The sequence below is a fragment of the Anoxybacillus pushchinoensis genome (assembly GCF_900111795.1).
Classification (GTDB): Bacteria; Bacillota; Bacilli; order Bacillales; family Anoxybacillaceae; genus Anoxybacillus; species Anoxybacillus pushchinoensis.
This window is the reverse complement of the sequence record NZ_FOJQ01000055.1, coordinates 1-13,566: the sequence shown is the minus strand read 5'-3', so window position 1 is coordinate 13,566 and position 13,566 is coordinate 1. Positions and strand designations below refer to the sequence as shown.

Here is a 13,566-nt window from a genome sequence, read left to right as displayed (position 1 = left end):
ACCTGTTATCTAGTTTTGAAGGAATCATCCTTCTATATGATTGCTCGGTGACGATGGCGGAGAGGTCACACCCGTTCCCATCCCGAACACGGAAGTTAAGCTCTCCAGCGCCGATGGTAGTTGGCGGGACACCGCCTGCGAGAGTAGGACGTTGCCGGGCAAGGAAAGACCAAGACAAATTTAGTCTTGGTCTTTTTCATTATGTAACAAATAATGATATAAGAAGGATGGTATTTTTCGTTCAGTTGCTTCTAAAAATTGTACAATAAAAGGATACGCATCATTCGAATAACTCTGAAGGAGATCATACCACCATTCCGTTTCATAGCGACAAATCATACTTAAATTATAAAGCAACAAGTAGTGAGCGGAGACTTTATGAATATGATGTTTGTCGCGTTCAGCTTTATGTTTAAAATACAGTTGAAATAAAGGTTGTAATTCCTCTACATGTTCTAAAAGCCCTCTCATACAAAATTTTTCCCCATAGGCGTGTTTCACATGAAACATTTTTTCAGAAAAATAAGTAAACAACCCGTATTTTTGAATTTTTACTTCGTCTTTGAAAAAATCATAGTTTTGCTTTTTTCTCTTCCTCGTCGATACTCCGTGTGCTAGAACGGATGATGATTCTGGATAGTCGGCTTGGATTGTTAATAGACATGCTTTAAGAAGTTGAACATTTCCATAAAATAATAAAACGGGTTTAATGGATAGCGGTGCTTCGTGTGCATTGTCATAAAATTTTTTTCCGTGTTGTAAGTAGTACATGAAAGGATAACAATTGTCATAGCTTTTCCTTTCAGCATCCTCTCGGCCTGCTCGCTTGTAACGCTCGAGTAAAAACTGATGTACAAAATTTGATGAATAAAATATTTCCCACATTGTACACTCTCCTTTTATAATTGATCGAATTATCTAACATTTTTATGTTTTCTTGACAGAAAAAAGCGAAGTTGATACTCTACTAATTAATATTTCCAAAGTGAGGGGGAAAAACAATGTGGGAAACAAAATTTGCGAAAGAAGGATTGACATTTGATGACGTCCTTTTAATCCCATCTAAATCAGAAGTGTTGCCTCGAGATGTTGATTTAAGCGTTGAACTAAGCCCAACCCTAAAGCTTAATATCCCAATCATTAGTGCAGGGATGGATACAGTAACAGAAGCTGAAATGGCGATTGCGATGGCACGTCAAGGTGGATTAGGCATTATCCATAAAAACATGTCGATTGAACAACAAGCTGAACAAGTCGATAAAGTAAAACGTTCAGAAAGCGGTGTAATTACGGATCCTTTCTTTTTAACTCCTGAACATCAAGTATATGATGCGGAGCATTTGATGGGCAAATATCGGATTTCGGGTGTTCCGATCGTCAATAATGCCGAAGAACAAAAGCTTGTCGGCATTATTACGAACCGTGACTTACGCTTTATTCAAGACTACTCCATGAAAATTTCTGATGTCATGACGAAAGAAAACTTAATTACTGCCCCTGTCGGTACAACGTTGGAAGAAGCGGAAAAAATTTTACAAAAATACAAAATTGAAAAACTCCCTCTCGTTGATGATCGAGGTGTGTTGAAAGGACTTATTACGATTAAAGATATCGAAAAGGTTATTGAATTTCCGAATGCAGCAAAAGATGAGAAAGGGCGTCTTCTTGTCGGGGCAGCTGTCGGGGTTACCTCGGATACGATGTTGCGAGTGAAAAAGCTTGTGGAAGCAAATGTTGACGTCATTGTAGTCGATACGGCTCATGGACATTCTAAAGGGGTGCTTGAAACAGTAAGGAAAATTCGCGACACATATCCGACATTAAATATTGTTGCCGGAAATGTCGCGACAGCTGAGGCGACACGAGATTTGATTGAAGCAGGGGCAAACATTATTAAAGTCGGTATTGGTCCAGGATCGATCTGTACGACACGTGTTGTGGCAGGTGTCGGCGTCCCACAAATTACGGCTATTTATGACTGTGCAACGGAAGCGAGAAAATACGGTGTTCCAATTATTGCTGATGGAGGAATTAAATATTCTGGTGACATCGTAAAAGCTTTAGCAGCTGGAGGGCATGCAGTGATGCTTGGTAGCTTGCTTGCAGGTGTTTCTGAAAGCCCAGGGGAAACAGAAATTTATCAAGGTAGACGGTTTAAAGTTTATCGTGGTATGGGATCTGTCGGGGCGATGGAAAAAGGAAGCAAGGATCGTTACTTCCAAGAAGATAATAAAAAATTTGTCCCAGAAGGTATCGAAGGGCGAGTACCGTATAAAGGGCCACTTGCTGATACGATTTATCAGCTAGTTGGCGGGTTGCGCTCAGGAATGGGGTATTGCGGAACGAAAAACTTAGAAGAATTGAGAGAAAAAACTCAATTTGTACGCATGACTGGAGCGGGATTAAGGGAAAGCCATCCGCATGATGTACAAATTACAAAAGAAGCGCCAAACTACTCGCTCATGTAGTTAAAGAAGCAAGTGCGTGCATATAGACAGGGGTGGAAGATTCCTCTGTCTATTTTTTTTTACAAGAGTATGTTAAAATAACGATTGTGTAAAATAGAGTTGGAGGTTTTGGACGTGAAAATATGGTACAAGCGCTTCATCATTTCTATCGTAGCAATGTTTTTGTTTATGGGGACTTTACCGCAAAATACAAAAGCGGAAGAAGATATGCTGAATATTGAAGCGGATGCCGCTATTTTAGTTGAAGCAGAAACCGGGAAAATTTTATATCAAAAAAACATTGACGCCGTTTTAGGAATTGCTAGTATGACGAAAATGATGACAGAATACTTGTTGATAGAAGCAATTCATGAAGGACGCGTCAAGTGGGATCAAGAGTATGCGGTCAGTGAATACGTATATCAACTTTCTCAAAAGCGCAATTTATCGAATGTGCCGTTGAGAAGGGACGGAAAATATACGGTGCGTGAGTTGTATGAAGCGATGGCTATCTACTCCGCTAATGGAGCGACAGTTGCTATCGCGGAAATCGTTGGTGGTTCAGAAACGAATTTTGTTAAGATGATGAATGAAAAAGCAAAACAACTAGGGCTGAAAGATTACAAGTTTGTTAACTCAACGGGGTTAAATAATAAGGACCTAGACGGATTACACCCTGATGGTACAGGGGATAACGAAGAGAATGTCATGTCCGCCCGTGATGTAGCAACATTAGCTTATTATTTATATCATCAATTCCCTGAAATATTAGACACAGCAAGTATTCCACGCAAATTTTTCAGGGAAGGGACAGATGATCAGATTAGGATGGATAACTGGAACTGGATGCTTCCGGGGCTCGTTGCAGCATATGAGGGGATAGATGGTATTAAAACCGGGTATACAGAATTTGCAGGATATTGCTTTACAGGCACAGCGGAGCGCAACGGTATGCGATTTATCACTGTTGTTATGAATGCGAAAACGAATGGCAAAGGGACGCGTATGTCTCGTTTTCAAGAAACGAGAAAAATGTTAGACTACGCGTTTAGCAACTATACGGTGCAACAATTGTATCCAAAAGGATACATCACAAAAAAACATGAAACAGTAGCAGTAAAGAAAGGTAAGGAAAAACAAGTTGCGCTTGCAACAAAACAACCATTGACGCTTGTTATGAAGCGAGGGGAAGAAAAAAAATATAAACCTGTTGTCGTGATTGAAAAAGAAACGTTAACGGCTCCTGTGAAAAAGGGTCAAAAAGTAGGATATATGTATGTAAAATACGAAGGCACAGACTACGGCTATTTAACGAAAGAAGGAGAAAAGGCTGTACAAGTCGATATCGTGACAAAACAGGCGGTAGAGAAAGCGAACGGATTCGTCCTAGCAATGCGGGCGATTGGTGAGTTGTTCGGTGATATTTGGAATGGTGCTGCCAATGCGATTAAAGGATTGTTTTAAAGCTCTCTTTTTAGAGGGCTTTAAAATTTTTATTGTGATTTTTTGAAAAATTGAGTTAAAATAAAAAAATGTAGCTAGTGTTTCTACACTTTTACCTAGTAAAAACGTATGCTAGAATATGGATAGTGTACTGAAGTGACGAGTAGTTGTCGGGTAGTTTATTTTTCAGTACAATATCTCAATAACGATATACATAATGGGAGGAATGAACGGTGGCGATTACAGGTACAGAACGTGTAAAACGCGGAATGGCTGAAATGCAAAAAGGTGGCGTCATTATGGACGTTGTTAACGCAGAACAAGCGAAAATCGCAGAAGCAGCAGGTGCAGTAGCTGTTATGGCACTCGAACGAGTTCCAGCCGATATTCGTGCAGCAGGTGGCGTTGCACGTATGGCTGATCCGACAGTTATTGAAGAAGTGATGAAAGCAGTATCTATTCCGGTAATGGCGAAAGCGCGTATCGGTCACTATGTGGAAGCGCGCGTATTAGAGGCGCTCGGCGTAGACTACATTGATGAGAGTGAAGTATTAACGCCAGCAGACGAAGAATTTCATATTGATAAACGTCAATTTACTGTGCCGTTCGTATGTGGTTGCCGTGATTTAGGTGAAGCAGCTCGTCGTATTGCTGAAGGTGCATCCATGCTTCGCACAAAAGGTGAACCTGGAACAGGAAACATCGTCGAGGCGGTTCGCCATATGCGTAAAGTAAACGCTCAAGTGCGTAAAGTCGTCAGCATGAGCGAAGACGAATTAATGACAGAAGCGAAAAATTTAGGTGCTCCGTTTGAAGTATTATTGGAAATCAAACGTCTCGGTCGCCTTCCTGTCGTTAATTTTGCAGCAGGTGGTGTTGCGACACCAGCGGATGCGGCGTTGATGATGCACTTAGGTGCTGATGGTGTATTTGTTGGTTCTGGTATTTTCAAATCAGAAAACCCTGAAAAATATGCCCGCGCTATCGTAGAGGCGACAACTCATTATGAAGATTACGAATTAATTGCCCACTTATCAAAAGGATTAGGTGGAGCAATGAAAGGTATTGATATTTCTTCGTTGCTTCCTGAACAACGGATGCAAGAACGCGGATGGTAATGTAAAGGAGCAATGAATATGGTGAAAATAGGAGTATTAGGATTGCAAGGGGCCGTACGTGAACATGTGCGTTCGATTGAGGCTTGTGACGCAGAAGCTGTCGTTATTAAAAAGACGGAACAGTTAGCACATATTGATGGCCTCATCATTCCTGGTGGAGAAAGCACGACAATGCGTCGGCTCATGGATAAATACGGGTTTATTGAACCACTTAAACAATTTGCCCGCGACGGAAAGCCGATGTTTGGAACGTGCGCAGGCTTGATCATTTTAGCTAAAAAAATTGTTGGTTATGATGAAGCGCATCTTGGCTTAATGGACATTACAGTCGAACGCAACTCGTTCGGTCGCCAGCGTGAAAGCTTTGAAGCATCTTTATCTATTAAAGGAGTCGCAGATGACTTTATTGGCGTGTTTATTCGAGCTCCGCACATTGTGTCTGTAGGAAGCGATGTAGATGTACTTGCGACATACGAAGATCGGATTGTCGCGGCAAGACAAGGACAGTTTTTAGGTTGTTCGTTCCATCCGGAATTAACAGATGATCATCGCATGACGCAATATTTTATCAACATGGTGAAGGAGACAAAAGTATAAACGGGTTGCATTTTGTTTAAACTTATAGTACATTATTTCCAAGAAAATGATATAACGAAAAAGCGATGATAGGAACTAGTAGCAAGCCCTCTTCCTTCCAGAGAGCCGATGGTTGGTGCGAATCGGCAGGAATGACTTGTGAATCCATCCTGGAGCGAAATGCTGAACACGTGAAGTTAGTAAGCATTTCCGGTGAGAACCGTTACCTTTCTCGAGTGGGAGACGCATGTCTTCAACTAGGGTGGCAACGCGGGAATGCTCTCGTCCCTTTCTTTTGGGACGGGAGTTTTTTGTTTACTAAACAAAATAGAGGAGGAATGACGATGTTAGACTTAAAATTTTTGCGTGCTAATTTTGAAGAAGTAAAACAAAAACTTCAACATCGTGGTGAAGATTTAGCTGATTTCGAACAATTTGAGCAGCTCGACCGCCGTCGTCGCGAGTTAATTGCGCAAGCGGAGGAACTGAAAAATAAGCGCAATGATGTATCGCAACAAATTGCGATGTTAAAGCGCGAGAAAAAAGATGCGGATCATCTTATTGCCGAAATGCGCCAAGTTGGCGAACGAATTAAAGTGCTTGATGATGAATTGCGTGAGGTGGAACAACAACTCGAGGCATTGCTTTTATCGATTCCGAACGTTCCGCATGAATCTGTTCCGATTGGCGAATCAGAAGACGACAATGTGGAAATTCGCAAGTGGGGTGAGCCGCGCTCCTTTTCTTTTGAACCGAAACCGCATTGGGAAATTGCGGATCAACTCGGCATTTTAGATTTTGAACGGGCGGCGAAGGTTACAGGGAGTCGATTTGTGTTTTATAAAGGTCTTGGGGCGCGTTTAGAACGTGCGTTAATTAACTTTATGTTAGATTTGCACGTTGAACAACATGGTTATGAAGAAGTTCTTCCTCCGTACATTGTCAACCGTGCAAGCATGACGGGAACAGGACAACTTCCGAAATTTGAAGAGGATGCGTTTCGCATTGAGAGCGAAGACTACTTTTTAATTCCGACAGCGGAAGTTCCTGTAACTAATTTACATCGTGATGAAATTTTATCAGTAGACGATTTACCGATTAAGTATGTGGCGTATAGTGCATGCTTCCGTTCAGAAGCAGGATCAGCTGGAAGGGATACACGTGGATTAATTCGTCAGCATCAATTCAACAAAGTAGAACTTGTAAAATTTGTAAAACCAGAAGATTCTTATGAAGAACTGGAAAAGTTAACGCACGATGCAGAACGTGTTTTACAACTGTTAGGCTTGCCGTATCGTGTGATGAGTATGTGTACAGCTGACTTAGGTTTTACTGCTGCAAAAAAATATGATATTGAAGTATGGCTTCCAAGTTACAGTACGTATCGTGAAATTTCTTCTTGCAGTAATTTTGAAGCGTTCCAAGCTCGTCGTGCGAATATTCGTTTCCGTCGCGATCCGAAGGCGAAGCCAGAACATGTGCATACATTAAATGGATCTGGTTTAGCTATTGGTCGGACGGTCGCAGCGATTTTGGAGAATTACCAACAAGAAGACGGAACAGTTGTCATTCCAGAAGTTCTTCGTCCGTACATGGGAGGAAAAGACGTCATTTCATAAGGGGAGAACGTACTCCCCTTTTTTTATAAAAAGTGTTGACATGCTATAAGGTTTATGATAATTTAGTACATGCCGATACGGAGGAGTACCCAAGTCTGGCTGAAGGGGTCGGTCTTGAAAACCGAGAGGCGTCGAAAGGCGCGCGGGGGTTCGAATCCCTCCTCCTCCGCCATCATTCGAATGTTCACGACCCACGGCGCATAAAATGGAGATTGTTTATCGAACAATTCGTTACATATTGTAACGAATTTTTGTTTTATACAGAAAAAGAAAGGATGTCCCAAAACGGTCGGGACATCCTTATTTTTTCAACTTCCGGTACTGTTCGATCATGTATCCAATCTTTGCGACAATCGGTTCAATAGATTCAGCATCACGAATAATATCGTATTCGTTAATGTTAATTCGCAAAACAGGACATGCGTTAAAGCTGTTAATCCATCTCTCATATCTTTCATACATCTCTTTCCAATATTCAATTGGTGTTTGTTGTTCCATTGGGCGACCACGTTCACGAATACGTTTAATAATTTCTTCGAAGCTTCCTTCTAAATAAATCAGTAAATCAGGGTGAGGAAAATACGGTGTCATGACCATCGCTTCAAATAAACTTGTATATGTTTCATAATCGACTTTTGACATTGTTCCTTTTTCAAAATGCATCTTTGCAAAAATGCCGGTATCTTCGTAAATCGAACGATCTTGGACAAATCCTCCTCCGTACTCGAAAATACGCTTTTGCTCTTTAAATCGCTCAGCTAGAAAATAAATTTGGAGATGGAAACTCCAACGTTTAAAATCGGCATAAAACTTATCTAAATATGGATTTGTGTCCACCTTTTCAAATGAGGTGCGAAACTGAAGTGCATCAGCTAACGCCTTTGTCATTGTTGATTTTCCTACGCCAACTGTTCCAGCAATGGTAATTACAGCATCGCTTGGGATATGATATTTTTCTCGTAAATTCATTGTTCTAAGCTCCTTTTAAGAACAGATTGCAATTCATTTAAAATGTAAAATCGATCTTGGTCACGATGAACGAAATCGAGTGCATCTCCGTTAAATCGCAATACAGGAATGTGTGGATGGGCTCGTTCAAATTGTTCCATCGCTTGTTCATAAGCATGGGATAGTTGTTGTAAATAGGCAGGATCAATGTTTTTTTCAAATTCACGACCACGCATAGCGATGCGCTCGAGTAACGTGTGTAACGAAGCATGTAAATAAATTACGACGTTTGGTTTTGGCATATCGTTTGTTAAAATGTCATAAATTTGCACATACTTTTCGTATTGTTTTCCCTTTAATGTTTGTTTTGCAAAGATTAAGTTTTTGAAAATATGGTAGTCAGCTACAACCGGTTTCCCATTGTTTAAAAACTTTTTCTCGACATCTTCGAGCTGTTTATAACGATTACATAGAAAAAACATCTCCGTTTGGAAACTCCATTCTTCGATGTTTTTATAAAATTTACCTAAAAAAGGGTTCTCGTCAACAATTTCTTTTAACAATTCATATTGGAAATAGGTTGAAATGATCTTTGCTAAAGATGTTTTTCCAACACCAATTGGACCTTCAACAGTAATAAAGGGCACGCGGAACATTGTGTAACCTCCTTCGGGTGAAACCGTCCGTGTAGACAGACAAAATTTATTTTAGCATAAAATGATCGGTCTGTATGTTGCGTTTTTATTTTGGTATACTCTATGATGATAAAAAAGTACGGGAGTTTTAAAGATGAGAAATGATGAGCATTATATGCGTTTAGCGCTTGAAGAAGCAAAAAGGGCAGAGGAAATAGGAGAGGTGCCAATCGGTGCTGTCCTTGTATATAATGATGAGGTAATTGCGCGAGCTCACAATTTGCGTGAACGAGATCAACGATCCATTGCTCATGCAGAGATTTTAGCTATTGATGAAGCATGTCGAAAACTAGGTACGTGGCGACTCGAACAAACGACGTTGTATGTAACGTTAGAACCTTGTGCGATGTGCGCTGGTGCCATTGTTCTTTCGCGTATTAAACGGGTCGTGTTTGGGGCAAATGATCCAAAAGGGGGGTGTGCAGGAACGTTAATGAATTTATTGCACGAGCCGCGTTTTAACCACCAAGTGGAAGTTGTCAGTGGAGTGTTAGCTGAGCAATGCGGTGAGTTATTAAGTCAGTTTTTCCGGCGCTTGCGTCAGCAAAAAAAGAGAAAAAAATAGTTGTTCTTCCAATTAAATTCCATGGTGTAGTCGTTGCAATTTGTATAAAAAAGAGATATACTTATACTTGCGTTAGCGATAACGCATTGCCGTGCTAAGCGGGGAGGTAGCGGTGCCCTGTACTCGCAATCCGCTCTAGCGAGGCTGAATTCCCTCTTTAGGCTAGTTTGCTGTAGAGTCTGCCTAGAGTAAGTGGTGTTGACGTTTGGGTCCTGCGCAATGGGAATCCGTGAACCCTGTCAGGTCCGGAAGGAAGCAGCAGTAAGCGGACTATCCCATGTGCCGCAGGGGCGCCTGAACCGAGCTAACTGCTCTAGTAACGTTTATGGCAGCTAGTCGACAGAGGGTGCACGGCAATTTACATAAAGCGGATGAAAAGCACTTGCGTGGTTGGCAAGTGCTTTTTTCATATGATTTTTAATGGTATAATGAACAAGATATGAGCAAAGAGGAGGGCAATTTCGTGGGTTATAAAGCTTTATATCGTGTTTTCCGACCGCAAAGCTTTAAAGATGTTGTCGGTCAGGAACACGTTACAAAAACGTTGCAAAATGCCCTGCTTCAACAAAAAATCTCCCACGCCTACTTATTTTCAGGTCCGCGTGGAACTGGAAAAACGAGTATAGCTAAAATTTTCGCTAAAGCGATCAACTGCGAGCATCGTCCAACGGCAGAGCCATGCAACGAATGTCCGACTTGTTTAGGCATTACGAACGGTTCCATTTCTGATGTGTTAGAGATTGACGCCGCATCAAATAACGGGGTAGATGAAATCCGTGATATTCGTGAGAAAGTGAAATTCGCCCCGACCTCAGCGCCTTATAAAGTGTATATTATTGATGAAGTGCATATGTTGTCTATTGGGGCGTTTAACGCTTTGTTAAAAACATTAGAAGAACCTCCGAAGCATGTCATTTTCGTTTTAGCGACAACAGAGCCTCACAAAATTCCATTAACAATCGTTTCGCGATGCCAGCGATTTGATTTTCGGCGCATTGAGTTGAAGGACATTGTCTCCCGGCTGAAAACGGTTGTTGCTGAAGAAAGTATCGATGTGGAGGAGGAGGCGCTGTTTGCTATTGCGCGCGCTGCTGATGGTGGAATGCGCGATGCCCTAAGCTTGCTCGATCAAGCTATCTCTTTTAGCGATGATCGTGTATTGCTCGAGGATGTGTTAGCGGTTACAGGTGCGGTTTCACAGCGGAAAATTGCAGAACTCATTTGTGCGATATATGAAAAGAAAACTGTGGAGGCGTTGCGTATTTTCCAACATTTCATGGAGCAAGGGAAAGATCCGAACCGCCTTGTCGAAGATTTAATCTACTACTATCGGGATATGCTTTTATATAAAGCAGCGCCACAGCTAGAAGATACTACACATCGCGTGCTCGTCGATGAGCGATTTCGCGAGCTTGCAAATATGATTCCGACGTCACTTATATACGAAGCGATCGATTTATTGAGTAAGAGCCAACACGACATGCGCCTGACAAACCATCCACGTGTCCATATGGAAGTGGCAATCGTGAAGCTTTGTTATGAAGAGGAGCGTGCGGTACAAGCTTCAATTTCATCTTCACTAGAGGAAAAGGTGAAACAACTTGAAGAACAGTTGGCGAAACTAAAGGAAATGGGTGCGAAGCCCGTTGTTGCAGAAGCGAACGAGCAAGTGAAAAGAACGGTGAAAAATATTCGAACAGATTATAAAGTACCGATAGGACGTATTCATGAAGTGCTTCGCCAAGCAACACATCAGCATTTGTCTCTCGTCAAAGGAAATTGGACACATGTGCTCGATTTATTGAAAAAACAAAATAAAGTATCGCATGCAGCGTTATTGCAAGAAAGTGAGCCTGTAGCAGCAAGTAGCACGGCTTTTGTGTTAAAATTTAAATATGAAATTCATTGTAAAATGGTTGCTGATAACAGTAACTATGTTAAAGATAATTTAGAGCAAGTACTGTTCGACTTAACAGGGAAAAAGCTCGATACGATTCCTGTTCCAGAAAGTGAATGGGTTCAAATTCGCGAGCAGTTCATTCGTCAACAAACGAATGATGAGGAGCATCATGGACAGGAAGATCCGTTTATTGCGGAAGCGAAAAAGTTGTTTGGTGAACATCTAATTGAAATTAAAGAGTAATGGAGGAATGATGGAAATGATGCGTGGAATGGGAAATATGCAAAAAATGATGAAGCAAATGCAAAAAATGCAGAAGGATATGGAGAAAGCGCAAGCAGAGTTAGCGGAAAAAACAGTTGAGGGTACGGCAGGGGGCGGAATGGTTACCGTCGTCGCTAATGGCCATAAACAAATTTTAGAAGTAAAAATTAAGGAAGAAGTCGTGGATCCAGAAGATATCGACATGTTGCAAGATTTAGTGCTCGCTGCAACAAATGATGCGTTAAAGAAGGTAGATGAGTTGACAGCGGAAACGATGGGACAGTTTACAAAAGGACTGAACATACCGGGGTTATTCTAGGAGGCTAACATGTACTACCCAGAGCCGATATCGAAATTAATCGACAGCTTTATGAAGTTGCCAGGCATCGGACCGAAGACGGCCGTCCGTCTGGCGTTTTTTGTCTTAAATATGAAGGAAGATGTCGTATTAGACTTCGCGAAAGCGCTCGTCAACGCAAAGAGAAACTTAACATATTGTTCTTCGTGCGGTCATATTACTGATAAAGATCCTTGCTATATTTGTGAAGATACGAAGCGTGATCGTTCGATTATTTGTGTTGTTCAAGATCCGAAAGATGTTATTGCTATGGAGAAAATGAAGGAATATAACGGACTTTATCATGTATTACATGGAGCAATTTCCCCTATGGAAGGGATTGGTCCTGAAGATATTAAAATTGCCGAGTTGCTCAGACGTCTTCAAGATGAGACCGTTCAAGAAGTGATTTTAGCGACGAATCCGAACATTGAAGGAGAAGCAACGGCTATGTATATTTCACGCTTGTTGAAGCCGACAGGTGTGAAAATTACTCGCATCGCTCATGGATTGCCGGTTGGCGGGGATTTAGAATATGCTGATGAAGTGACGCTATCTAAAGCTCTTGAAGGAAGAAGGGAATTGTAGTGTTTTGGAAACGAAAAGGGTGGCTACGCAAACAATTTAACGACCAACTTATTGAAAGGTTACAACGTTATCGAGATGAATGGATGGGCAAGAAGCAATTAATAGACAAAAGCGTTGAGCCTTCAGACAAAATCATATGTGATTTAAAAATTGCTGAAGCAAAATATTTATTTCTCCTTCGAGAAGCGAAAAAGCGAAAAGTATCAATTGGGAAGGGATAATTCCTTCCCTATTTTGTTTAGGCTTGTCATACAGAAAGAAGGTAGACATATATTTGAAAATAAAAAGGTTGAAGGAGAGGGATATATGAATGAAACGGTCGTCGTCGTGTCAATCGTTAGTCTTATTGTCATCATTTTGCTTGTCGGTATTCCGGTACGTTTGACTCGACTGGTCGGAGAAGGAATTGCTCGTGTCGTAATCGGAGCTTTATTCATTTTTTTAATTAATATTGCTGGAGATGCAGCTGGTATTCATTTACCAATCAATTTGTTTACAGTAACTGTTACTGGCTTTTTAGGCATTCCCGGTATCGTAGCGCTCATTTTTATTCAACAATATGTCATTTCATAAACGGACATATCCGTTTATTTTTTTGTTGACGAATATAAGTATTCATGGTATATTAATAAACGTCGTTGTTGAAGTCGAAAAAAGTATTGACAAGTAGATCACGTTATAGTATTATAAAATATGTCCTTAATGTTCCTTGAAAACTGAACAAAACAGCAGCGTAAAAGCTAGAGATAAACTTTCTATGGAGAGTTTGATCCTGGCTCAGGACGAACGCTGGCGGCGTGCCTAATACATGCAAGTCGAGCGGACGATTCGAAAGCTTGCTTTTGAATCGTTAGCGGCGGACGGGTGAGTAACACGTGGGCAACCTGCCCTGTAGACGGGGATAACACCGAGAAATCGGTGCTAATACCGGATAACACGAAATGTCGCATGACGTTTCGTTGAAAGGCGGCGCAAGCTGCCGCTACAGGATGGGCCCGCGGCGCATTAGCTAGTTGGTGAGGTAACGGCTCACCAAGGCGACGATGCGTAGCCGACCTGAGAGGGT

At 41.4% G+C, this 13,566-nt stretch carries 14 protein-coding genes, 1 tRNA gene, 2 rRNA genes, 1 other RNA gene and 1 other annotated feature; of the genes, 15 read left to right on the top strand and 3 right to left on the bottom strand.

What is annotated here, in order from left to right:
* The first annotated feature begins 43 nt into the window (after window positions 1-43).
* A 5S ribosomal RNA gene (gene rrf, locus BM213_RS12140) occupies window positions 44-160 on the top strand.
* A 20-nt stretch (window positions 161-180) separates the two neighbouring features.
* Here rrf and BM213_RS12135 read toward each other — a convergent pair.
* Complete coding sequence (locus tag BM213_RS12135) at window positions 181-885, bottom strand: YaaC family protein (protein WP_091704542.1); 705 nt, start codon at window positions 883-885, stop codon at window positions 181-183.
* A gap of 116 nt (window positions 886-1,001) precedes the next feature.
* Here BM213_RS12135 and guaB point away from each other — a divergent pair, with 116 nt between their 5' ends.
* The 6 genes from guaB (at window position 1,002) to BM213_RS12105 (ending at window position 7,375) form a co-directional block, all read left to right on the top strand.
* Entirely contained in the window at window positions 1,002-2,468 is a 1,467-nt protein-coding gene (guaB, locus tag BM213_RS12130) for an IMP dehydrogenase (RefSeq protein WP_091704539.1), read from the top strand.
* A gap of 156 nt (window positions 2,469-2,624) precedes the next feature.
* Window positions 2,625-3,911, top strand: a complete 1,287-nt coding sequence (locus BM213_RS12125) for a D-alanyl-D-alanine carboxypeptidase family protein (protein ID WP_244149276.1) — start codon at window positions 2,625-2,627, stop codon at window positions 3,909-3,911.
* A 212-nt stretch (window positions 3,912-4,123) separates the two neighbouring features.
* Window positions 4,124-5,008 (top strand): pyridoxal 5'-phosphate synthase lyase subunit PdxS, encoded by an 885-nt coding sequence (gene pdxS / locus BM213_RS12120; RefSeq protein WP_091704533.1) that lies wholly within the window; start codon window positions 4,124-4,126, stop codon window positions 5,006-5,008.
* Between the two features lie 18 nt (window positions 5,009-5,026).
* The gene (pdxT, locus tag BM213_RS12115; protein WP_091704530.1) at window positions 5,027-5,605 is read left to right on the top strand and encodes a pyridoxal 5'-phosphate synthase glutaminase subunit PdxT; all 579 of its coding nucleotides are present in this window, start codon (window positions 5,027-5,029) and stop codon (window positions 5,603-5,605) included.
* A 56-nt stretch (window positions 5,606-5,661) separates the two neighbouring features.
* Window positions 5,662-5,877 (top strand) — a binding site (T-box leader).
* Between the two features lie 51 nt (window positions 5,878-5,928).
* Window positions 5,929-7,203 (top strand): serine--tRNA ligase, encoded by a 1,275-nt coding sequence (gene serS, locus BM213_RS12110; RefSeq protein WP_091704527.1) that lies wholly within the window; start codon window positions 5,929-5,931, stop codon window positions 7,201-7,203.
* Window positions 7,204-7,282: 79 nt separating this feature from the next.
* A tRNA-Ser gene (locus BM213_RS12105) sits at window positions 7,283-7,375 on the top strand.
* A gap of 128 nt (window positions 7,376-7,503) precedes the next feature.
* Here the strand turns inward: BM213_RS12105 and BM213_RS12100 are convergent.
* Together BM213_RS12100 and BM213_RS12095 are read right to left on the bottom strand one after the other, a co-directional pair.
* Complete coding sequence (locus BM213_RS12100; RefSeq protein WP_091704525.1) at window positions 7,504-8,172, bottom strand: deoxynucleoside kinase; 669 nt, start codon at window positions 8,170-8,172, stop codon at window positions 7,504-7,506.
* Complete coding sequence (locus BM213_RS12095; protein WP_091704524.1) at window positions 8,169-8,807, bottom strand: deoxynucleoside kinase; 639 nt, start codon at window positions 8,805-8,807, stop codon at window positions 8,169-8,171. Before BM213_RS12095 ends, BM213_RS12100 begins: the two co-directional genes overlap by 4 nt.
* Window positions 8,808-8,940: 133 nt before the next feature.
* Between BM213_RS12095 and tadA the strand changes: the two genes are divergently transcribed.
* From tadA to BM213_RS12055, 8 genes are all read left to right on the top strand, one after another.
* Window positions 8,941-9,411: a tRNA adenosine(34) deaminase TadA gene (tadA, locus tag BM213_RS12090; protein ID WP_091704521.1), complete on the top strand. Its 471-nt coding sequence runs from the start codon at window positions 8,941-8,943 to the stop codon at window positions 9,409-9,411.
* Window positions 9,412-9,500: 89 nt separating this feature from the next.
* An RNA gene (ffs, locus tag BM213_RS12085) (signal recognition particle sRNA large type) lies at window positions 9,501-9,765 on the top strand.
* A 109-nt stretch (window positions 9,766-9,874) separates the two neighbouring features.
* Window positions 9,875-11,554 (top strand): DNA polymerase III subunit gamma/tau, encoded by a 1,680-nt coding sequence (gene dnaX, locus BM213_RS12080; RefSeq protein WP_091704513.1) that lies wholly within the window; start codon window positions 9,875-9,877, stop codon window positions 11,552-11,554.
* 16 nt (window positions 11,555-11,570) lie between these two features.
* Entirely contained in the window at window positions 11,571-11,894 is a 324-nt protein-coding gene (locus BM213_RS12075; RefSeq protein ID WP_035045628.1) for a YbaB/EbfC family nucleoid-associated protein, read from the top strand.
* 9 nt (window positions 11,895-11,903) lie between these two features.
* The gene (recR, locus tag BM213_RS12070) at window positions 11,904-12,500 is read left to right on the top strand and encodes a recombination mediator RecR (protein ID WP_004577796.1); all 597 of its coding nucleotides are present in this window, start codon (window positions 11,904-11,906) and stop codon (window positions 12,498-12,500) included.
* A complete protein-coding gene (locus tag BM213_RS12065) occupies window positions 12,500-12,721 on the top strand; it encodes a YaaL family protein (RefSeq protein WP_091704504.1) in 222 nt (73 codons plus the stop codon). Before recR ends, BM213_RS12065 begins: the two co-directional genes overlap by 1 nt.
* Before the next feature lie 85 nt (window positions 12,722-12,806).
* Window positions 12,807-13,073, top strand: coding sequence for a pro-sigmaK processing inhibitor BofA family protein (locus tag BM213_RS12060; protein ID WP_091704502.1), 267 nt, complete (start codon window positions 12,807-12,809; stop codon window positions 13,071-13,073).
* 181 nt (window positions 13,074-13,254) lie between these two features.
* Window positions 13,255-13,566, top strand: a 16S ribosomal RNA gene (locus BM213_RS12055); the annotation flags it as partial.